Below are 18,927 nucleotides of genomic sequence, written 5' to 3' on the forward strand. Positions count from 1 at the left end.
GCTGATACTCCCGCGGCGCGTTGCGCGCGGTCGCGCTGTCCGCGAGCCTCGCTGGAAACCCCGGCGAAGTGGGATGGAGACATGCTGCTGACGAAGTTCTTCCGCGTGGCCCGCGAGGGCGACACCGTCGACGGCCGCTCGATCAGCCGCGAGCAGATCCAGCAGATGGCGGACAACTACGACCGCGAGAACACCTACGGCGCGCGGATCTGGCCGGAGCACTTCCGCGGCCTGGTCCCGGGGTCGCCATTCGACGCCCTGGGCGACGTCATGGCGCTGGACGCCCGGGATGAGGACGGCACGCTGGCGCTCTACGCGCAGCTCGCGCCGACGCCGCAGCTCATCGAGATGAACCGCCAGCGCCAGAAGATCTACTCCTCGATCGAGATGGCGACCAACTTCGCCGGCACGGGCGAGGCCTACCTGATGGGGCTGGCCGTGACCGATTCCCCGGCGGTCCTCGGCACCGAGCCGCTTCGGTTCAGCCAGTTCGCCTCGGGCGCGCCGGACATCGTCGTCGGCCCCGAGGTCGAGGCGCAGCTCGAGCTCGCCGACGAGGGGGGCGATGACAAAGGCGGCGGCGAGGGCGCCGGGGGCGAGACCGGCAGCGGCGAACGCCGGAGCACGCTGCTCCAGAACCTCTCCGCTCGGGTGAGCGAGCTCCTGGGCCGGCGCCGGGATCACGAGCTCAGCGAGGTGGCCCAGTCCATCGAGTCGATGGCGGAGCACGTCGGCTCCATGGAGTCCGAGCTGCGCGCCGAGCTCGACCAGCTCGCCGGCCGCCAGCAGGCCAGCGCCAGCGCCGAGGACGTCTCGAAGCTGGCCGAGCGGGTGCAGGCCATGGAGACCAGCCTCGACCAGACCCCTGCCCGGAGTGAGCCCGAGCGCCCGCCGGCGACGGGCGGCGACGGCGGCCTGAAGACCGACTGCTGACCCACGAGAGAGGATCATCATGCGCAACGACACCCGTAAGCAGTTCGAGGCGTACCGGGAGCACCTCGCCCACCTCAACGGTGTGCCGGACGCCAGCACCAAGTTCGCCGCTGCGCCGAGCGTCGAGCAGACCCTGGAGCGCCACATCCAGGAGTCCTCGGCGTTCCTCCAGCAGGTCAACTCCGTGGGCGTGGACCAGCAAAGCGGCGAGAAGGTGGGGCTGTCGATCTCCCAGACCATCGCCGGGCGCACGGATACCTCTTCGGAGGATCGCAAGCCGGCGGATGTCAGCGACTCCAGCGCCCGCGGCTACACCTGCGAGCAGACCAACTTCGACACGGCGCTCCCGTACGCCAAGCTGGACGCCTGGGCGCACAAGCCCGAGTTCCAGACGATGATCCGCGACATGATCCTGCGCCAGCAGGCGCTCGACCGGATCATGATCGGGTTCAACGGCACCCAGGCGGCCGCCACGACGGACCGCACGACCAACACCATGCTCGAGGACGTCAACGTCGGCTGGATCCAGAAGCTCCGCGACGAGGCCTCGCAGCGGGTGATGACCGAGGGGGCGACGGCCGGCGAGATCCAGGTGGGGCACTCCGACGGCGACTACCGCAACCTCGACGCCCTGGTCTACGACATGCGCTCGAGCCTGCTCGGCCCGTGGTACGCCCGCAACACCACCTTCATGGTCCTGGCCGGCCCCGAGCTGGTGGACGAGAAGTACTTCCCGATGGTCGAGGAGCACGGCGGCACGCCGACCGAGGCCCGGGCCCTGGACCTGATGATCTCCAACAAGCGGCTGGGCGGCCTGCGGGTGGCCGAGGTGCCGTTCTTCCCGGAGCGGACCCTGATGGTGACGCTGGTCGGGACCGACGAGTCGAACCTCTCGATCTACTACCAGCGCGGCAGCCGGCGGCGCATGGTGATCGACAACCCCAAGCGGGACCGGGTCGAGAACTACGAGTCGGTCAACGAGGCCTACGTCATCGAGGACCTCAGCGCCGCCTGCGCCGCCGAGAACATCAAGCTCTGGGACGGCACGGCGTTCAGCTGATCCTGAGGAGGTAGAGCATGCCGCGGAACTCCCCCGCCCGGCGACACTACGAGCGGACCTTGGCGGCGGCCTCAGCCGCCGCCCGGGACCGCCAGACGTACGCCGACGCCAGCCAGTACGAGCTCCAGCTGATGCAGCTGGCCGAGCACAAGCGCGAGATCCGCGGGGTCCAGTCGTTCGAGGCCCGGGCAGAGCGCAAGCGCGATCGCCTCCCGGCCTACGCCGACTACGTCGCTGGCGTCATCGCCTCCGGCGCCGGGGTGCAGGACGAGGTACTCATGACGGTCATGGTGTGGCGCTTCGACGTCGGGGACATCGCCGGCGGCCTCGATATCGCCGAGTACGCGCTGCGCCACGGCCTCGTAACCCCGGACGGCTACAAGCGCGACACCCCGACGCTGGTCGCCGAGGAGGTGGCGGACTACGCGCTGCGCCGCGACCCCGGCGATGTCGATGCCGATCTTCTCCAGCGCGCGGCCGACGCGACGGCCGACGCGGACATGCCCGACGAGGTGCGGGCGAAGCTGCACAAGGGCCTCGGTCTGGCCCTGGAAAGCCAGGGCGATCTCGAGGCGGCGCTGTCCAACCTGCGGCGCGCCCTGGAGCTCGACCAGAGCGCCGGCGTCAAGAAGGCCATCGAGCGCGTCGAGCGCGCCGCGAGCAAGTCGGCCGACAAGGGGGCCGACGGGTAACCGACTCCCTCCCGCCGCGGGGCGGGCGCGAGCAGTTTGGCCAGGTGCCGACGGCTCGCGTCGCAGCCCCGCCCTTACATGAGGTGGCGACGTGGTATTCGCGCCGACCAACGACCCGAGCAGCTCCGACCAGACCCTCTCCGGGGGGTGGTGGCCGGACGTCTCGGTCTCTGCTTGGCGCGCTGCCACGCGCACGCACGACACCGTCACCGACGAGCGCATCGTCGAGGCGCTGCGCACGGCGATGGGCAGCGTCCAGCTCGAGCTCGACGGCTGGCAATCCGAGCGCCAGGCCGAGGGCGCATCCTCTCTCGAGGATGTGCCAGCGCGCGATCTCGGGGGCGTCTCCGCCCTGGTGCACTGGTATCGCTCCGCCGTCTACGCCGAGGCCAAGGCGCTCGTCCTGGAGTGGTACCGGGATAACGAGACCACCAGCGATGGGCACGACCGGGCGGACCAGTACGTCGCCGTGGTCGATAGCTACCGCCGCGAGGCGCGTCACGCCATCCGCCGGATCCTGGGCCGCTCGCTGACCACGGTCGAGCTGATATGAGCACCGAGGTCCGGGCTGCCCAGGGCGATACTGTCGACCTCCTGGCCTGGCGTCACTACGGCCGCACGGCCGGCGCCGTCGAGGCCGTGCTGGAGGCGAACCCGGGGCTGGCTGATCTCGGCCCCGTGCTGCCGATGGGGACCCGCGTGATCATGCCCGATCTAGCCCCGGCGCGCCCGGAGGACGGCCGTGTCCAGCTGTGGGAATAACAGGTGATGGGGCCGCCGCGAGCTGTTGACTGGATCATGACCGACAAGACCGTAGACACCCTGGGCAGGCTGGCCCAGACCGTCGCCGTATCGCTGATCGTGATGGCGTTGGGCTGGGTGGGCACAGCCGTCACAACGGCCGGAGAAGAGATCGTGCGCCTGCAGTCCGAGGTCCAGAACCTCTCTGAGAAGTTGGAGCAGATCGATGGCGTTCAGGCCAAGATCCAGCGCCTGGAGACCCGCGTCGGGATCCTCGAGGACCGCAGCGACCGCAGCGACGGCGAGGGCGGCTAGATGCAGCTGCTGACGAGCCTGCGGGAGCACCTGCTCCGGGCGCCGGAGGCCATCCGGCCGGACCCAGACCACCTCCAGATCCTGGCAGAGACCGGGCGGGTGAAGAGCCGGGCCCACGGGCGCAACGAAATGTTCGAGATCCCCTACCGGGTGCAGATCATCTTCCTGGGCTACTCGGGGCGCTTCGACCAGCTCGCGTACTGGGTCCTGCAGTGGCTGGACGAGCATCACCCTCAGCACCCCGAGGAGGCGATGAGCTGGGAGGCCGACGTCCTGAACCCGGACTCCGCGGACCTTTCAATCTCGATCGACCTCGCGGAGGTAGTCCGGGTGCGACATACCGAGGAGGGCATCGTCCTCCACCACAGCCGCGAGCCCGACCTCTCCAGCACACCGCTGGACGCCGACGAGTGGAGCCTCTACGGCAACGGCGAGCACCTGGTGGACTACACCGATGGCGACGGATGACCTCCAGGACCTCGTCGAGTGGGCCGATCCGTTTTTGGAGGCGATGTCGGCCTCCGAGCGCCGGCGCCTCGCCCAGCGCATAGCCCGAGGCCTGCGCCAGCGCACCCGATCCCGCATCGCCGACCAAGAGAACCCCGACGGCTCCCGCTACGAGCCGCGGGTGCGCCAGCGCGGCGGCGGCGTGCGCCGCCGGGCGATGTTCCGCAAGCTCCGGCAGAACAAGCACCTGAAGACGTCCGCCGACGCAGACGCCGCCGCCGTCGGATACCGCGGCCGGTCCGCACGCATCGCCCGGGTCCACCAGTACGGCCTACGCAGCCGCGTCACACCGCAGGGCCCCTGGTACGAGTACCCGGAGCGCAAGCTGCTCGGTCTCTCCCGCGAGGACCGCGAGTGGCTGCGCGACGTCCTCCAGGACCACCTTCTCGGCGAGTAAGAGCCGCGTATACCCTCTCCAGGGGAGCCCAGCGCGCCGCGCGCGGTGCGACCATCATCGACATGGATGCCGACCTGTCAGCTGCTGAGCTTTGGCGCCGCCTGGCCAACCTCGTGCGCCACGGGGTGGTGGCCGAGGCGGATTACGACGCCGCCCGTGTGCGGGTCCAGGTAGAGGACCTGCTCACCGGCTGGCTGCCCTGGGCGGTGCAAAGCGCCGGCCCGGACATCACCTGGTGGGCGCCGGAGGTCGGCGAGCAGGTCGTGCTGATCGCGCCCTCGGGGGATCTCAGCCAGGCCATCGTCATGGCCAGCCTCTACTACCGGCAGTACCCCGCCCCCGAGCGGGCCGCCACGGTGCGGCGCGTGGAGATGGGCGACGGCGCCGTTTTCGAGTACGACCGCGATCAGCACAAGCTTTCGATCTCGTTGCCCGGCGACGCCCAGGTATCGCTGGAGGGGAGCGCGTCTGTCCAGGCCGCCGGCCCTGTCGAGGTGAGCACCGACGGCGACGCCACGGTGATCGCCAAGGGCAGCCTCGAGGCGACCACCGGGGGCGATGCGTCGGTGACGGCCACCGGAAAGGCAACCGTCGAGGCGGCGGCCATCGAGCTCAACGGCGCCATGGGGCAGGTGGTCACCACGGCCCACACCTGCGCCTTCACCGGCAACCCGCACCCGGCGGGCTCGTCCACGGTATCAGCGGGGGTGTGATGCTGAGCACGTCGACGCTCTCGAGCATGATCCAGTCCGAGCTGGAGGCCCAGGGGTTCAACCTCTCGAAAGGGGAGGCTGACCGCCTAGCGGACGCCGTGGCGAAGGCGGTCGTGGAGCACATCCAGTCGTCCGCGGAAGTGCCGGTCACGAGCGGCTCCTCGGCCGGGACTTACTCGGTGCAGTAATGGGGATGGATCGCTACACCGGGCGCTCGGTCTCGGGGGTCGAGCAGGTCCGCCAGCGGGTCGAGGACGTCGTGCTTACCCCCGTAGGCACCCGCGTCGAGCGCCGCGACTACGGCTCCCGCGTGCCTGACCTCATCGACGAGCCGGGCGATGCGGCGACGGCCCTGCGCGTGTCATCGGCGGTCACCGATGCTGTCATGCGCCACGTCCCTGAGCTGATCCTGTCCCGCGTGCGCCTGATCCCTGATGACGCCGTGCAGGGTCGGTGGCAGCTGCGGATTGAGGGTCGGCTGCGAGGCGAGGGCGTAGAGCTGGCGGTGCCGATGGTGGGAGCTCCGGCATCATGAGCGCGATCGACCTATCCAGCCTACCAGCTCCTGATGTAGTCGAGCCCCTGGACTACGAAGGGATCCTGGAAGAGCGAAAAGCCGCGTTCCTGGACCTGGTCAGCGAGGACGACCGGGAGGAGTGGCGAAAGGTCATAGACCGCGACTCCGAGCCAGTGGCCAAGCTCCTCCAGGAAAACGCCTACCGCGAGCTGGTCTGGCGCCAACGCGTCAACGATGCCGCCCGGGCGCGGATGCTCGCCTACGCTACGGGCTCCGATCTAGATCAGATCGCGGCCAACTACAACGTCGAGCGGAAGACCATCGAAGAGGGGGACGAAGATGCCGTCCCCCCCATCCCGCCGACGTATGAGTCGGACCGTGACCTCCGCCTGCGCGCCCAGCAGGCCTGGGAGGGGCTGAGCGTCGCCGGGCCCCGTCAGGCGTACGAATACCACGCTCGCTCGGCGGATGGTCGCGTAGCTGACGTGTCGGCCACATCGCCGGCCGGCGCCGAGGTTGTGGTGACCGTCCTGTCCACCGAGGGCGATGGGTCTGCCTCCGACGACCTCCTTTCAGCTGTCGAGGAAGCGCTGTCGCCAGAAGATATCCGGCCTCTGGGGGATCTACTCACGGTCCAGTCGGCGACGATCATCGACTACGTCGTGGACGCGACCCTCTATGTCTACCCCGGACCCGAGCAGGACCCCGTTCTTGAAGCGGCGAAGGAGTCGCTGCAGGCGTACGTCACCAAGCAGAAGCGCCTCGGCCGCGACATCCGGATCTCTGCTCTGCATGCTGCGCTACACGTCGAGGGCGTACAGCGCGTGGAGCTGGCTAGCCCTGTCGAGGACGTGGTCGTCGACGTCACGGAGGCCGCGTACTGCACGGAGTCCACGGTAGAGATCGGCGGCAGCGATGAGTAGCGATGACCGCACTCCGGTCCTGCCCGGCAACGCGACGCCTCTCGAGCGTGCAGCGGCCGAGGCACTGGCGGAGATTCAGCGCGTCCCCATCCCTCTGCGCGAGCTATCCACGCCGTCCGATTGCCCCGAGAATCTCCTTCCGTACCTCGCCTGGGCCGTCAGCGTCGACAGGTGGGACCCCAGGTGGAGCGCCGAGGAAAAGCGGCAGGTGGTCCAGGCGAGCTGGGACGTACATCGTCATAAGGGGACGATCTCCGCCCTGCGCCGCGTCATCGAGCCCCTTGGCTACCTGCTGGAGGTCATCGAGTGGTGGGAGACTGAGCCGCCCGGCGAGCGCGGTACGGCCGCACTCAAGATCGGCGTGCGGGACCGAGGCATAACCTCGGAGATGTACGACGAGCTCGAGCGCCTCATCGACGACGCCCGCCCGGTCAGCCGCCACATCACCGGCCTGGATCTCGCTGGCGAGACTCGCGGAACCCACTACCACGCCGCGGCCGTCTACGACGGCGACGTGACCGCCGTCCTGCCGTACCAGCCCCAGACCGTGGCCGTGAGCGGCGCCCACTACTACGGCGCGGCCCTGGACAGCGTCGACGCCACGACCGTCTACCCCGAATAGGAGCCGACCATGTCGACCTTCTACACCGTCCTGACCGACATCGGGCAGAACAAGATCGCTAACGCCGTCGCTGTCGGCGATACCATCGAGATCACGGATCTGGCCGTGGGTGACGGAGGCGGATCTCTGCCGACCCCGGATTCTAGCTACGAGGCCTTGATCCATGAGGTCCGCCGAGCCGCGATCAACTCCAGCCAGACCGACCCGGACAATCCTAGCTGGATCGTCGTCGAGCAGGTGCTGCCGCCGGATGTAGGCGGATGGACCATCCGGGAGGTGGGCATCTTCGATGCCGATGGCGATATGATCGCCTACGGCAACTACCCCGAGACCTACAAGCCTGTCCTCGACGAAGGAAGCAGCCGCACCCAGACCGTCAGGTTCATCACCGAGGTGTCGGACACCGACGCCGTCACCCTCAAGGTCGATGCGTCGGTAGTCCTGGCTACCCGCGAGCTCGTTCAGCGCGAAGCCCGGGCCGACTACATCACCGGCGCCAAGCTCGCCTCCGATGTCAGCACCGGAGACGCCGTATACTGGGATCACGCCGCCGGCGAGCACAAGCTCGCCATCGCCGACGGCACTGCCGCTTCCCGGCCTGTAGGGCTGGCCGACGCAGTGAACGGCCGCGTCTACTCCGGCGGATTGGTTGAGGGGGTGCTGACCGGCCTCACTGCCGGCGCCACCTACTATCTCAGCGCGGATACCGCCGGCGCCCTGACTACCACCCGGCCGGCTTACCCGGTTGAGGTGGGCGTGGCCCATGGCGATGAAGCTCTGCTGCTGGGGATCCGCGCTGACACACAGCGCCGCGAGAGCGATGGCGACCCCAACGGCACCCTGGCCGCCGAGCGCCTATACGAGGTCGCCTGGGATACGTCCGGCGCGACGCCGGTGCTTTATGTGGCCACCGCGGCCGATGGCACCGTCGACGGAACCACTTGGACCCCGGACGGCGATGTCACTCCCTACAAGGATCGTGAGACCGGGGAGCGATATCGGATCGCCATCGTCGATGGAGTCATGATGCTGGAGGAGGTCTAGATGCGAGGGGTTCCCGCAGACCTGAACACCCGCGCCGACTACGAGCGCTGCCAGGAGCTGGCCCGCAACGGCGAGCTGCGCCACCGGGATATGCAGCGGCTGCGCGAGCACTGGGCTGGGATGCTTGAGGGGCGGCACTACTACGCCCCGGACCGGGTGCTGGATGACGGCGAGGACCCGGACGGCAGCGAGCCCGAGTACCTGGTCCGCGAGGTCGAGGACGAGGAGACCGGGGACGTACGACGACAGCAGTTCGTGCGTACCGAGCGCGACCCGAGTGCGCTGACCCGGACCGGCTTCACGGTCCAGGAAGTGGAGGACGCGATTTCCGAGCTGGAGGGCATGATCAATGGGTAAGCTGATTGCTGCCGCAGCGGCTTCGCCGAGCCACTTCGAGATCGAGGGCCGGGTGGAGCCCGGCACCGGCGACCATGCGGTCGACCTCCCCGCGATGGCGGTGAATATCGGCGGCATCGGCCAGGGATACTTCCTGCGCGAGCGCATCGATTGGGACCCCACGGCCGCCGACAACCACGACGGGACCCTCGCCGGCGGGCTCTCTATCGGCGATGACGTGACCATCTTCGCGGTGCCGCATGACTCGGGCTTCGCCTCCCTGGTAGCCAGCCTCAACACCACCGCCCCCGATGGCTACTCGACCACGGAATCCCGGCGCATCGCCGGTTTCCACTATGGCCGCGTGCGCCCCCTCGACAAGAAGTACGACACGTCCTACGTCCCGGCTATCAAGCTGGTCCCCAACAGCGTCTGGGACCATGATCACCGGCCCATCGCTTCGCCCTACGGCATGGCGGAGCTGCCGTCCGGCATCTGGATCAGCATCTACCAGCTTTCCCCCGGCAGCGGCACGGGCCTGGACATGGTGCCGGTGAGCAAGTACGGCGTGCAGCCGATCAAGGACGATACCTACTCCCGGGACGACCTCCCCGAGCTGCTGGATAATGCCGGCATGTGGTCCCCCACCGCCAAGCTGTTCCGCAAGTACGCCCGGGGCGCGCCCCAGGGGAACGATGGGGACAACGACCTCGCGTGGAGCTCCACCAGCAACGGCGGCCCCACCGAGACCGGCACCGTGGAGAAGGCGGTCTCCGTCTACAACATCTGCGATGCGGTGGGGAACCTGTGGGACTGGCTGAATGACGAGTTCGATACGAGCACTTCGAACGGCTGGGACTCCTCGGTCGTCGACGGAGTGGGCGAAGAAGGAAGCTACGACCGGGGCGAGGTCAATCACGGCGCTTGGCGCGGCGCGCACGGCGGCGGCCGCTTCGACGACGGCGTGCGCTGCGGCGCGCGCACTGTCTACTGGGGCGCCCGTCCGTGGCTCTCGTACGGCCTCACGGCCGCGCGCGGCGCCAGTGACCCCCTGAAGCGCGGTGCCTGATCCGGCCACCCGGCAGGGTGGCCGGGGCCTGAAGCTCCAGCAGAAGGCGGAGGAGCTGTACCTGGAGCTGGCCGGGCCCATCCAGCGGATCCCCAGGAGCCACCGCTACCGGGCGGCGGCCGACCTGGAGGCGCAACTGCGGGAGCTTATCGACCGCATCATCGAAGCCGCCAGCTCCGGCCAGCCCTCGAAGGTCTACCGGCTCTACGAGCAGGTGCGCAAGGTGGAGTGGCGGTTGGCCATGCTGGCCCGGCAGGGACTGATCCGGCCGCAGGTGGCGGGCCGGCTCTCCCGGCCGCCGGCCGAGGACGACGACCGCGACCGCGGCGGCACCTTCTACGAGCTGAAAGCCATGGTCGGCGCCTGGCGGGAGCGGGTGAAGCAAAGGGGCTGAGGAGGTTTAGGCGCGGCGCGAACGGCGGCGGCAACTTCGACAACGGCGTGCGCTGCGGCGCGCGCACTGTCAACTGGAACGCCAATCCGTGGAACTCGAACGGCAACACGGCCGCGCGCGGCGCCAGTGACCACCATAGCGAGAGGGCGTCGAAGGCTCGGCGCCACCTAGCACCCCCAGGGGGTCAGCTCCTCAGTCCCGGTGCCCCGCGCGGGTGCCAAACCGTGAGCGGACGGCCCGGCGCGAGTAGGGAGACCGAAAGCCCCGGGCCGTTTTTTTGCCTGGAGGAGACGTGAGCGCGAAGGCCAAGCACCTCATCGAGGACATCGCCGACTGGAACAACCTCATGGCCGCCCACCGCCTGTGCAAGCGCGGCAAGGGGCGCAACCAGGAGGTGGCGCAGTTCGACGCCGACCTGTGGACCCACCTCGGCGCCATCCAGAACGAGCTGCTGTGGGGTATGTACCAGGTAGGCGACTACCGCCACTTCCGGGTCTTCGACCCCAAGCGCCGAGAAATCGCGGCCGCACCTTATCGGGACCGCGTTGTGATGCAGGCCGTCTGCCGAGTGTGCGAGCCGCTGTGGGTGCGGGCCATGATCGACGACACCTACGCCTGCGTGCGCGGGCGCGGCCCCTACGAGGCCGTAGGCCGCCTCCAGCAGTGGCTGCGCTACTACCGGCGCCGGGGCGAGACCGCCTACGCCCTCCACGTCGACGTGGCTAGCTTCTTCCAGACCATCCCGCACGACGTGGCCAAGCGCGTCATCCGCAAGCGCATCGCCTGCGGCCGCACCCTGAAGGTCCTCGACGCCATCATCGACAGCATGGAGCCCGGCGGCGACGAGACCGGCGTGGCAACCGGCAACCTGCCCAGCCAGTGGATCGGGAACCTGGTCCTCAACGAGGTGGACCAGGCCGCAAAGCGCCGCCTGGGCATCCGCCACTACATGCGCTACATGGACGACATCCTGATCCTCGGCACTGACCGCGCCCAGCTCAAGGATTGGCAGCGCGAGCTCGAGCGAGAGCTGGCAGCGCTTGGCCTGCGCGCCGGCAAGGTCAACATCCAGCGCGCCGAGGGCGTGACCTACGTAGGCTATCGGGTGTGGGCCCGGTCTATGAAGGTCAAGGGGCAGACCCTACGCCGTATCCGCCGCCGTATGCGCGGCCTACAGAAGAGCGTCCAGAAAGGCCAGATTAGCCCAGGCCGGGCCCGGGACACGCTTCAGTCCTGGCGCGCTCACCTGATTCAAGGGCATGCCCGTGGTTTTTGGCGGAGGCGAGTGTTGGAGTGGCAAAACAGGGCTAGGGAGTAGCCTCCGCATATACTCGAATCACCGGGCGAGCCACCCATCATCGTCGCGCCATAATCGCTCCAGCATCCTGCGACGTGGAGCGCACTCATGGCTACCGAGTACCATCACGGCGTCAAGGTCATCACCTCGACCGACGGCGTCCGGCCGATCCGCACCGTATCGACAGCCATAGTCGGCGTCGTGGGGACCGCGCCGGACGCCGACTCAGACGTCTTCCCGATGGACACGCCGGTTCTCGTTGCCTCGCGCGAAAAGGCCGCGAAGCTCGACACCGCTGATAGCGGTTCCGGCACCCTCCCGAGAGCGCTGCAAGGCATATATGACCAGGCTCTCTGCTCGGTCGTCGTCGTGCGGGTATCTGAAGGCACTTCCGAGTCGGAGACGACCACCAACATCATCGGCGAGGTCGACTCCACGACCGGGAAGCACAAAGGCCTAGAAGCACTGCGCGTCGCCGAATCTCAGCTCGGCGTCAAGCCGCGCATCCTGGGGACGCCGGGGCACGCCTCCCAAGAGGTCACGTCGGCGTTGACCCCCATCGCGGCCGACCTGCGCGCGTTCGCTTACGCCGGCGCTGTAGGCGCTACCGAGAGCGAGGTCATCACCTATCGCGAGAACTTCGGCGACCGCCGCTTGATGCTCATCTGGCCCGACTTCATGGGGTGGGATTCTGCCACTGACAGCACGTCCGAGCTCTCGGCTGTGGCCCGGGCGCTGGGGACGCGGGCGCGCATCGACCAAGAGACCGGGTGGCACAAGACGATCTCGAACGTCGCCGTGGAGGGCGTTACCGGCATCAGTGCCGACGTCTCCTTCGATCTCCAGAACCCGAACACCGTGGCCAACCGCCTCAACGACGAGGACATCACCACCCTCGTCCGCCGCAACGGCTTCCGATTCTGGGGGTCTCGCACCTGCGCCGACGACCCGCTCTACGCTTTCGAGAGCGCCGTGCGCACCGACGACATCCTCGCCGACACGATCGCCGAGGCGCACGCCTGGGCCATAGACCTGCCCATGAGCAAGCAGCTCATCCGCGACATCGTCGAGGGCACCAACGCCAAGTTCCGGCAGCTTGCCCTGCGCGGCTACATCGTGGACGCCCAGGCCTGGGTGGACCCCGAGAAGAACACCGAGAGCGAGCTCTCCGCCGGCAAGCTCGCCATCGACTACGACTTCACGCCGGTGCCGCCGCTGGAGCAGCTGGGCTTCTACCAGACCATCACCAGCCGCTACCTGAGCCAGCTGGTGCCGGCGTAAGGAGGATAGGGCATGGCGCTCCCCCGCAAGCTGAAGGACTTCAACCTCTTCATCGAGGGCGAGGGCTACATCGGCCGGGCCGAGGAAGTCAGACTGCCGACGCTCACGCGGCAGACCGAGGACTACCGCGGCGCCGGCATGACCGGCCCGGCCCGCATCGACCACGGCCACGAAGCGCTCGAGGCGGAGATCACCCTCGGCGAGCACGCTGCGGCCGTGCTCAAGACTTGGGGCACCCAGGACGCCAGTGGCGTGCAGATGCGCTTCCTCGGCTCGGCCGAGTCCGACGACCCCGAGGCCGAGCACGTCACCATCGAGGTCGTGATGCGTGGGCGCTTTACGGAGATCGACCCGGGCACCGCCAACACCGGCAACGACAACCAGATGAGCCTCACCGCTTCGCTGACCTACTACCGCTACGTCCAGAACGGCGAGGACCTCATCGAGATCGACGTCGTCGGCGGCAAGGAGGTCGTCGACGGAGAGGACCGCATGGCCAAGCGCCGCGACGCACTGGGGATCTAGACCATGAGCAAGACCGCAGCCGCTACCGTCACCCTCGGCACCCCGATCCAGCGCGGCGATCAGGAGATCGACACCGTCCAGCTCCGCCAGCCCACCGCCGGCGAGCTCCGAGGTCTCAACCTCGTCGACGTTGTCCAGCTCGAGGCCGGCGCGCTCATCACGCTCCTGCCGCGGATCACCGACCCCGGCCTCACCGATGCCGAGGTGGCCGGCCTGGGCGTCACGGACTTCATGGCGCTGGCACAAGAGACGGTGGGTTTTTTGCTGCCGAGCGACTCCCGTCCCGCATAGAGGACGCCATCGCTGACGTGGCCACGATATTCCACTGGCCACTCTCCGAGATGACCCCGATGACCGTGGGCGAGCTCATGGACTGGCGTGAGCGCGCCCGCGTGCGCTCCGGCGACAGGGGCGAGGAATGAGCCGCAACCTCGACTTCCGAATGGTGGCGCGGCTGGCCGACAAGGTCTCCGCGCCCGCCCGCCGCATCCGCGAGGCCTCCGGCGGGATGGCCGGCTCGCTGCAGCGCACTCGGGACGAGCTCCGGCGCGTCCAGGCTCAGCAGCGCAAGACCGGCCAGCTCCAGAGCTACAACCAGCGCATCCGCGACCATGCCGAGCAGCTCGACCAGGCCAACGAGCGCCTCGCGCAGCTCAAGCGCCAGTACCGCGACACCGAGCGGCCCACCAAGACCCTGCAGAAGCAGATGGCGGCCGCCGGGAAGCGGGTCTCCAAGCTCAGTAGCCGGCACACCGAGCTGCGCAAAGAGGCCCATCAGGTGCGCAAGGCCCTCCAGGACGAGGGCGTCGACACGGCCAAGCTCGGCGACGAGCAAACCCGCCTCAACCGGCGCGCCCAGGACCTCACCCAGAGCCTCGAGCGCCAGCGCCGCGTCGCTGGCCGGCTCAGCAGCCTCAAGAGCGCACTCGGATCCGGGTGGGAGCGGATCAGCGGCCGGATCGGCCGCCTCGCCCGCTTCGGGGCGTGGGGCGGCGGCGCCGCCGCGGCCGGCACCAGCGCCCTGGGATACCAGGCCATGCAGGCCGCCGGGGGGCGCGAGGACTTCATCACCACGTTGCGGACCATCGAAGGCAGCGCCGAGGCGGCCCGCAAAGCCTCCGAGTGGGTCGACGAGTTCGCCACCAAGACGCCGTACCAGCTAGCCGAGGTCCGGGAGGCCTACACAAAGCTGCGCGCCTACGGCATGGATCCGACGAACGGCCTCCTGCGCACCCTGGGCGACACCAGCGCCGCCATGGGCAAGCGGATCATCGACTCCGTCGAGGCGATCGCCGACGCCGTTAACGGCGAGAACGAGCGCCTCAAAGAGTTCGGGATCAAGGCCTCCACGTCCGGCGATCTCATCACCTACCGCTACACCGACGCCCAGGGCCGCCAGCAGATGGCCCAGGTCCTCAAGGACGACCGGGACATGATCCGGCAGACGCTGACGCGGATCTGGCGCGAGCGCTTCGGCGGCGCCATGGAAGCGAGGAGCCGGACCTGGAACGGCATGATCTCCAACCTCCGGGACCAGTGGACTCGATTCCTCAACGAGGTCGCGGCGTCGGGGCCGATGGAGGAGCTCAAGGGCAACCTGCGCTCCCTGCTCCGCATGCTCAACCGCGCCTCCGAGGACGGCCGGCTCGACCGCTGGGCGGAGCAGGCCGGCGAGCACATCGTCGACGCGATCCAGACCACCAAGGAGCTGAGCCGCTGGCTCATCAAGACCAGCGGACAGCTCCAGGATACCGCCTATCAGCTCAAGGAGTGGGCAGGGTCATGGCAGACCCTCGGGATCGCCGCCGCCGTAGCGTACCTGGTTGGCCCCGGGGGGCTCGTCGCCGGGCTCCGGCAGACGTCAGGCCTGCTCGCTGGTCTCGCCCGGCTGGCCACGGCACACCCGCTGGCCGCCCTGGTGATCGGCATCGCCGGCGCCGCCGCCACAGTCATTACCCAGTGGGACCACGTCCGCAGCTGGTTCAGCGACTTCTTCGACTGGCTCGAGCGGCGGTTCGGCCGGCTCGGCGAGATCGCCGGCCGACTCGAGGGGCCGGGCAAGATGCTCGTCTCGCCGATCATGACCTGGCTGGACGAAGCGAAAGCATTTGGCAGCCGGCTCTCTGAGGTGTCTTGGACGCCCGGATCCCCCTCTGCGGGAGACGCTCCAGTGCAGCCAGGAGTGCCCGGAGCGCCCCCCATCGGTCAGCCACTAACGGCAGGGCCGGGAGCTATCGCTCCTCTATCGCCGCAGGTCAACGTCCACGTCCAGGCGCCGCCAGGATCTGATGAGTATCGAGTGGGCCAGATAGCCGGCGAGGCGGCGCGGAAAGAAGTGGAGCGCCTGATGCGCCAGCAGGAGTCCCGGCGCCGCGGCCGACTCATCGACCCTGAATAGGAGGAGCGCTGATGCTCGCTGTCCTCGGGCTATTCGTCTTCCAGCTCAACACCGCGCCGTATCAGCAGTTCCAGCGCACCACCCACCAGAGCTGGCCCGGGGCCGAGCGGGTGGGCCGCCGGGCTAGCTACCAGTACACCGGCGCCGGCGACGACAAGGTCACCCTGTCGGGCAGCCTAGCGCCGGAGATCACCGGCGGCCGGATCAACATCGACGCCCTCCACATCATGGCCGACCTCGGCCTCAGCTACCCCCTGCTCGACGGCGAGGGGACGCTCTACGGCCTGTACGCCATCGAGCGCGTCGACGAAACCCGGACGGAACTCTACGGCAACGGCGCGCCGCGCAAGATCGAGTTCACCCTTTCGCTCAAGCGCACCGATGACAGCCCCGTAGACGCCATCGGCTCACTGATGCGCCTAGGGGTCGGGGCGCTATGAGGCGGCCGTCTTGGTCCATCACCGTCGAAGGCATCCCGGTGCCAGCCGTCGACAAGCGGCTTTCCAGCCTCAGCGTCACCCAGCAGAGCGGATTCAGCGCCGACGAGCTCGAGCTGGAGATCGACGCCGGAGACGTCATCATCCCGCCTGCGGGCGCCGAGATCGCCGTCGCCGTAGGCATGGAGGACGCCAGCCTCGGCGTCGGTACCTTCATCGGCGCCGTGTCGCCGTCGGCGCCGCGGGACCTGGGGACCTACACCGTCACCGAGATCGAGCACAGCGGGCCGCCGAACACGCTGCGCATCCGCGGCCGCAGCGCCGACGTCGCCGGCTCGCTCATGGCCCAGCGCACGCAGAGCTACGACCACATTCTCCTCGACGCCCTGGTGACGACCATCGCCGGCCGGCACGGCCTACAGCCTGTCATCGGCCTGGGGCTCAGCGGCACCCTGCTCGAGCACATCGATCAGACCGAAGAGAGCGATGCCCATCTGCTCACCCGCCTGGCCGAGGACCACGACGCCATCGCCACGGTGAAGAACGGTCGCTTGCTATTCGTCCGCCGCGGTCGCGGCGTCAGCGCTTCCGGCCTGCCGATGCCGCCGGCGGCGCTGCGCCGCGATGAGTGCGGGCCGCACCGCTACCAGCGCGTCGAGAACCCGACGTCGTACACCGGCGTCCGCGCCCGCTGGTACGACCGCGAGGAGGCCCGCGCGCACCATGTGCTCGCAGGAGAATCCGGCAACCTGCGCGTCCTCAAGGACATCTACCCCAACGAGCGCAGCGCGTACTCGGCCGCCGAGGCCGAGTGGCGCCGCCTGCAGCGCGGCGGCGTCTCGCTCAGCGTCCAGGCAGCGATCGGCCGTCCCGAGATCGGCGCCGAGACCCCCGTGACGCTGCTGGGCGAATGGCCGGCTGAGGTCGTCGCCCAGAGCTGGATAGTCGCCAGCTCCACCCATCGTCTCGACCGGGGCAGCGGCCTGACCACGGCGCTCGAGCTGTACCCCTACACCCCCTGACGGTGTCCAAAATCGCTCGCCCGGGGTTGCCTAAGCCCCTGAGTGCTGCCAGAATACAGAACCAGATGAGCGGCGCCGGTTTTGGACAGATGGGCCGCAACCCACTGAATACCCTGGATCTACGCTAGGATTGTGGCTCCGGAGGTCGTGGGTTCGAGTCCCGCCGCTCACCCCAAGCAATGGGCCGCTAGCTCAAGTGGTAGAGCAGCTGACTCTTAATCAGTAGGTTCGAGGTTCGAGTCCTCGGCGGCCCACCAGCAAAATCAAGGGCTTATCGCTTCGGCGGTAGGCCCTTTTTAGTCTCGGGGCTACACCGGGGCTACAGTCATCGCACATTGGGCGGGGTGTCGGAGTCGTTCAGAAGGGCCTCCACCGCCTTCGGCAGGGTCAGGCCGTGGTCGTGGGCGTAGGCCCGCAGCCGGTCCAGGGTGTCGGTGGGCAGTTTGAGGGCACGCTGCCGTGCTACCCCCCTCCTCGCAGCTCACGGCTCAAGGGGCCCCGTCGTGCCCTCTCTTGGCGGCGGCCCTCGCGCGCGTAGTGGTGTAAAAAAATGCGGCAAGGTGCCTCACCTTCGCGCACGGCGGCTGCGCCCCGGGCCGGCCCTTTGATAACGGGGGACAGCCCGCGCGCGTCGGGGGTGTTGCAGTGTTGCGCGCGCGTTGAGGGTGCGTACCAACTTCGTACCCCAGGGCGTCAGCGGGATGCTGGTGGTGGTCTCGAGAGGGCGCTATTGCAGCTCGGATGCGTTGCAGCGGGTGACCGCAAGGGCGTCGGCGGTGCTGGACGCCCTCACGGTCCCAATGCGCAGGCGCCCGACGGGAGGGGAGGGCGCGGGTGGGGCTGTCGCTTGTTCGCTATCTCAGTGGGTCGAGCCCATGTAGCCGAGCAACACACTGGGCCCGAAGGCGCCCCCGTCGCGGCCGGTAATCTCCCGGCGCTCCACAAAGTCGCCCTGCGCCCTGCCCAGCAGCTCGGAGGCCCTCAGCTGCTCGCTGATCGTCGGCACTGAGCCGTCCGGCCGGTGCTCCCCGCGCATGATGCTCGTCCACCACGCCTGGCGCTCCTCGCGCTCGGCGATCGCGGCGGCCGTTGTCTCCTGGCGCAACGCCTCCAGGGCGTGAGCGATGGCCGGCTTACGCAGGTTCTCGGCGCCCTGGGGATCGGGGCGGCGGTATCCGGCCCGCCGGGCGGCCTCGGTGGCGTTGCCGGCGGCGGCGTACGCCTCGCAGAAACGCCGCTGCCGCTCGGTCAGCCCCTTGTGCCAGTGCTCATCCATCATGCTGCCCTCGCGCGCGTGTAGTGGTCTGATAACTCGGGGTGCCCCTCAGCTACCATACAGCTTCGAGCGACAGCTGCTGTTGAGGTTGCCAGCACTTACCGGTGGGCTTCTTCCTTATTGATTGCGTATTGTGACTCATGCCTGACGGCTCCTTACGCCTCGGGGTTGCATCCCTGGTTAATTCTCCGTAAGTGTCGGCGCTGTCGCACGTTGCGTGTTGTAGGTTGAGAGCTACCGTGACATGATCAACAGGAGGTGAATATGCGTTTCAAGCCTATAACAAAAGGATCTGCAGATCGCTGGTCTCAAGAATCAAGCGCAACAGTCTTCGAGAAGGCCTGAAGCTCTTCAGTCATGGCCTCCTCGGGCGTTCTGAAGTCCAGCGCCTTGCGCGGCCGCTGGTTTAAAAGCCGGGCGATATCGTT

The 18,927-nt window shown here is 68.5% G+C and carries 26 protein-coding genes, 1 tRNA gene and 1 pseudogene; 26 read left to right on the forward strand and 2 right to left on the reverse strand.

Annotated features, from left to right (window positions below; translation table 11 throughout):
- Positions 1-81 precede the first annotated feature (81 nt).
- The 26 genes from CKO13_RS01510 (at position 82) to CKO13_RS01635 (ending at position 17,480) form a co-directional block, all read left to right on the forward strand.
- Positions 82-933, forward strand: coding sequence for a GPO family capsid scaffolding protein (locus CKO13_RS01510; protein WP_200256124.1), 852 nt, complete (start codon positions 82-84; stop codon positions 931-933).
- A 19-nt stretch (positions 934-952) separates the two neighbouring features.
- Positions 953-1,993, forward strand: a complete 1,041-nt coding sequence (locus CKO13_RS01515; protein WP_200256126.1) for a phage major capsid protein, P2 family — start codon at positions 953-955, stop codon at positions 1,991-1,993.
- A gap of 17 nt (positions 1,994-2,010) precedes the next feature.
- Complete coding sequence (gene gpM, locus CKO13_RS01520; RefSeq protein WP_200256127.1) at positions 2,011-2,685, forward strand: phage terminase small subunit; 675 nt, start codon at positions 2,011-2,013, stop codon at positions 2,683-2,685.
- A 91-nt stretch (positions 2,686-2,776) separates the two neighbouring features.
- Positions 2,777-3,238: a head completion/stabilization protein gene (locus CKO13_RS01525; RefSeq protein WP_200256128.1), complete on the forward strand. Its 462-nt coding sequence runs from the start codon at positions 2,777-2,779 to the stop codon at positions 3,236-3,238.
- On the forward strand, positions 3,235-3,447 hold the full coding sequence (locus CKO13_RS01530; RefSeq protein ID WP_200256129.1) for a tail protein X: 213 nt from the start codon (positions 3,235-3,237) through the stop codon (positions 3,445-3,447). The genes CKO13_RS01525 and CKO13_RS01530 overlap by 4 nt, the downstream gene beginning before the upstream one ends.
- Before the next feature lie 36 nt (positions 3,448-3,483).
- Entirely contained in the window at positions 3,484-3,741 is a 258-nt protein-coding gene (locus tag CKO13_RS01535) for a hypothetical protein (protein WP_200256131.1), read from the forward strand.
- Positions 3,742-4,209, forward strand: a complete 468-nt coding sequence (locus CKO13_RS01540; RefSeq protein WP_200256133.1) for a phage tail protein — start codon at positions 3,742-3,744, stop codon at positions 4,207-4,209.
- Entirely contained in the window at positions 4,196-4,645 is a 450-nt protein-coding gene (locus tag CKO13_RS01545) for a phage virion morphogenesis protein (RefSeq protein WP_200256135.1), read from the forward strand. Before CKO13_RS01540 ends, CKO13_RS01545 begins: the two co-directional genes overlap by 14 nt.
- Before the next feature lie 62 nt (positions 4,646-4,707).
- Positions 4,708-5,358, forward strand: a complete 651-nt coding sequence (locus CKO13_RS01550) for a phage baseplate assembly protein V (RefSeq protein ID WP_200256137.1) — start codon at positions 4,708-4,710, stop codon at positions 5,356-5,358.
- Complete coding sequence (locus CKO13_RS01555; protein WP_200256139.1) at positions 5,355-5,546, forward strand: hypothetical protein; 192 nt, start codon at positions 5,355-5,357, stop codon at positions 5,544-5,546. The genes CKO13_RS01550 and CKO13_RS01555 overlap by 4 nt, the downstream gene beginning before the upstream one ends.
- Before the next feature lie 5 nt (positions 5,547-5,551).
- Complete coding sequence (locus CKO13_RS01560; protein WP_200256141.1) at positions 5,552-5,893, forward strand: GPW/gp25 family protein; 342 nt, start codon at positions 5,552-5,554, stop codon at positions 5,891-5,893.
- A complete protein-coding gene (locus tag CKO13_RS01565; RefSeq protein WP_200256143.1) occupies positions 5,890-6,798 on the forward strand; it encodes a baseplate J/gp47 family protein in 909 nt (302 codons plus the stop codon). The genes CKO13_RS01560 and CKO13_RS01565 overlap by 4 nt, the downstream gene beginning before the upstream one ends.
- Positions 6,791-7,420, forward strand: a complete 630-nt coding sequence (locus CKO13_RS01570; protein ID WP_200256145.1) for a phage tail protein I — start codon at positions 6,791-6,793, stop codon at positions 7,418-7,420. Before CKO13_RS01565 ends, CKO13_RS01570 begins: the two co-directional genes overlap by 8 nt.
- A gap of 9 nt (positions 7,421-7,429) precedes the next feature.
- Positions 7,430-8,464 (forward strand): phage tail protein, encoded by a 1,035-nt coding sequence (locus tag CKO13_RS01575; protein WP_200256147.1) that lies wholly within the window; start codon positions 7,430-7,432, stop codon positions 8,462-8,464.
- Entirely contained in the window at positions 8,465-8,821 is a 357-nt protein-coding gene (locus CKO13_RS01580) for a hypothetical protein (protein WP_200256149.1), read from the forward strand. It abuts the gene before it with no gap.
- Positions 8,814-9,869 (forward strand): phage major tropism determinant, encoded by a 1,056-nt coding sequence (locus CKO13_RS01585; RefSeq protein WP_200256152.1) that lies wholly within the window; start codon positions 8,814-8,816, stop codon positions 9,867-9,869. The genes CKO13_RS01580 and CKO13_RS01585 overlap by 8 nt, the downstream gene beginning before the upstream one ends.
- On the forward strand, positions 9,862-10,263 hold the full coding sequence (locus CKO13_RS01590; protein WP_200256154.1) for a hypothetical protein: 402 nt from the start codon (positions 9,862-9,864) through the stop codon (positions 10,261-10,263). The genes CKO13_RS01585 and CKO13_RS01590 overlap by 8 nt, the downstream gene beginning before the upstream one ends.
- A 292-nt stretch (positions 10,264-10,555) precedes the next feature.
- A complete protein-coding gene (locus tag CKO13_RS01595) occupies positions 10,556-11,581 on the forward strand; it encodes a reverse transcriptase domain-containing protein (protein WP_200256156.1) in 1,026 nt (341 codons plus the stop codon).
- A gap of 87 nt (positions 11,582-11,668) precedes the next feature.
- Entirely contained in the window at positions 11,669-12,841 is a 1,173-nt protein-coding gene (locus tag CKO13_RS01600; RefSeq protein ID WP_200256158.1) for a phage tail sheath protein, read from the forward strand.
- Between the two features lie 12 nt (positions 12,842-12,853).
- The gene (locus CKO13_RS01605) at positions 12,854-13,366 is read left to right on the forward strand and encodes a phage major tail tube protein (protein WP_200256160.1); all 513 of its coding nucleotides are present in this window, start codon (positions 12,854-12,856) and stop codon (positions 13,364-13,366) included.
- 3 nt (positions 13,367-13,369) lie between these two features.
- Complete coding sequence (locus CKO13_RS01610; RefSeq protein ID WP_200256162.1) at positions 13,370-13,657, forward strand: phage tail assembly protein; 288 nt, start codon at positions 13,370-13,372, stop codon at positions 13,655-13,657.
- A gap of 17 nt (positions 13,658-13,674) precedes the next feature.
- On the forward strand, positions 13,675-13,788 hold the full coding sequence (locus CKO13_RS01615) for a GpE family phage tail protein (protein WP_420827049.1): 114 nt from the start codon (positions 13,675-13,677) through the stop codon (positions 13,786-13,788).
- The gene (locus tag CKO13_RS01620) at positions 13,785-15,764 is read left to right on the forward strand and encodes a tape measure protein (RefSeq protein ID WP_200256164.1); all 1,980 of its coding nucleotides are present in this window, start codon (positions 13,785-13,787) and stop codon (positions 15,762-15,764) included. The genes CKO13_RS01615 and CKO13_RS01620 overlap by 4 nt, the downstream gene beginning before the upstream one ends.
- Positions 15,765-15,775: 11 nt before the next feature.
- Entirely contained in the window at positions 15,776-16,204 is a 429-nt protein-coding gene (locus CKO13_RS01625; protein ID WP_200256166.1) for a phage tail protein, read from the forward strand.
- Complete coding sequence (locus CKO13_RS01630; RefSeq protein ID WP_200256168.1) at positions 16,201-17,223, forward strand: contractile injection system protein, VgrG/Pvc8 family; 1,023 nt, start codon at positions 16,201-16,203, stop codon at positions 17,221-17,223. The genes CKO13_RS01625 and CKO13_RS01630 overlap by 4 nt, the downstream gene beginning before the upstream one ends.
- A gap of 181 nt (positions 17,224-17,404) precedes the next feature.
- Positions 17,405-17,480: transfer RNA gene (locus CKO13_RS01635), tRNA-Lys, on the forward strand.
- Positions 17,481-18,082: 602 nt separating this feature from the next.
- Here CKO13_RS01635 and CKO13_RS01640 read toward each other — a convergent pair.
- Both CKO13_RS01640 and CKO13_RS13055 read right to left on the reverse strand, forming a co-directional pair.
- Positions 18,083-18,502, reverse strand: a complete 420-nt coding sequence (locus tag CKO13_RS01640) for a terminase small subunit (RefSeq protein WP_200256170.1) — start codon at positions 18,500-18,502, stop codon at positions 18,083-18,085.
- Between the two features lie 305 nt (positions 18,503-18,807).
- Positions 18,808-18,927 (reverse strand): annotated as a pseudogene (locus tag CKO13_RS13055) (IS30 family transposase); the annotation flags it as partial.

The sequence above is a fragment of the Halorhodospira neutriphila genome (assembly GCF_016584055.1).
In the GTDB taxonomy this organism is placed as follows: Bacteria; Pseudomonadota; Gammaproteobacteria; order Nitrococcales; family Halorhodospiraceae; genus Halorhodospira; species Halorhodospira neutriphila.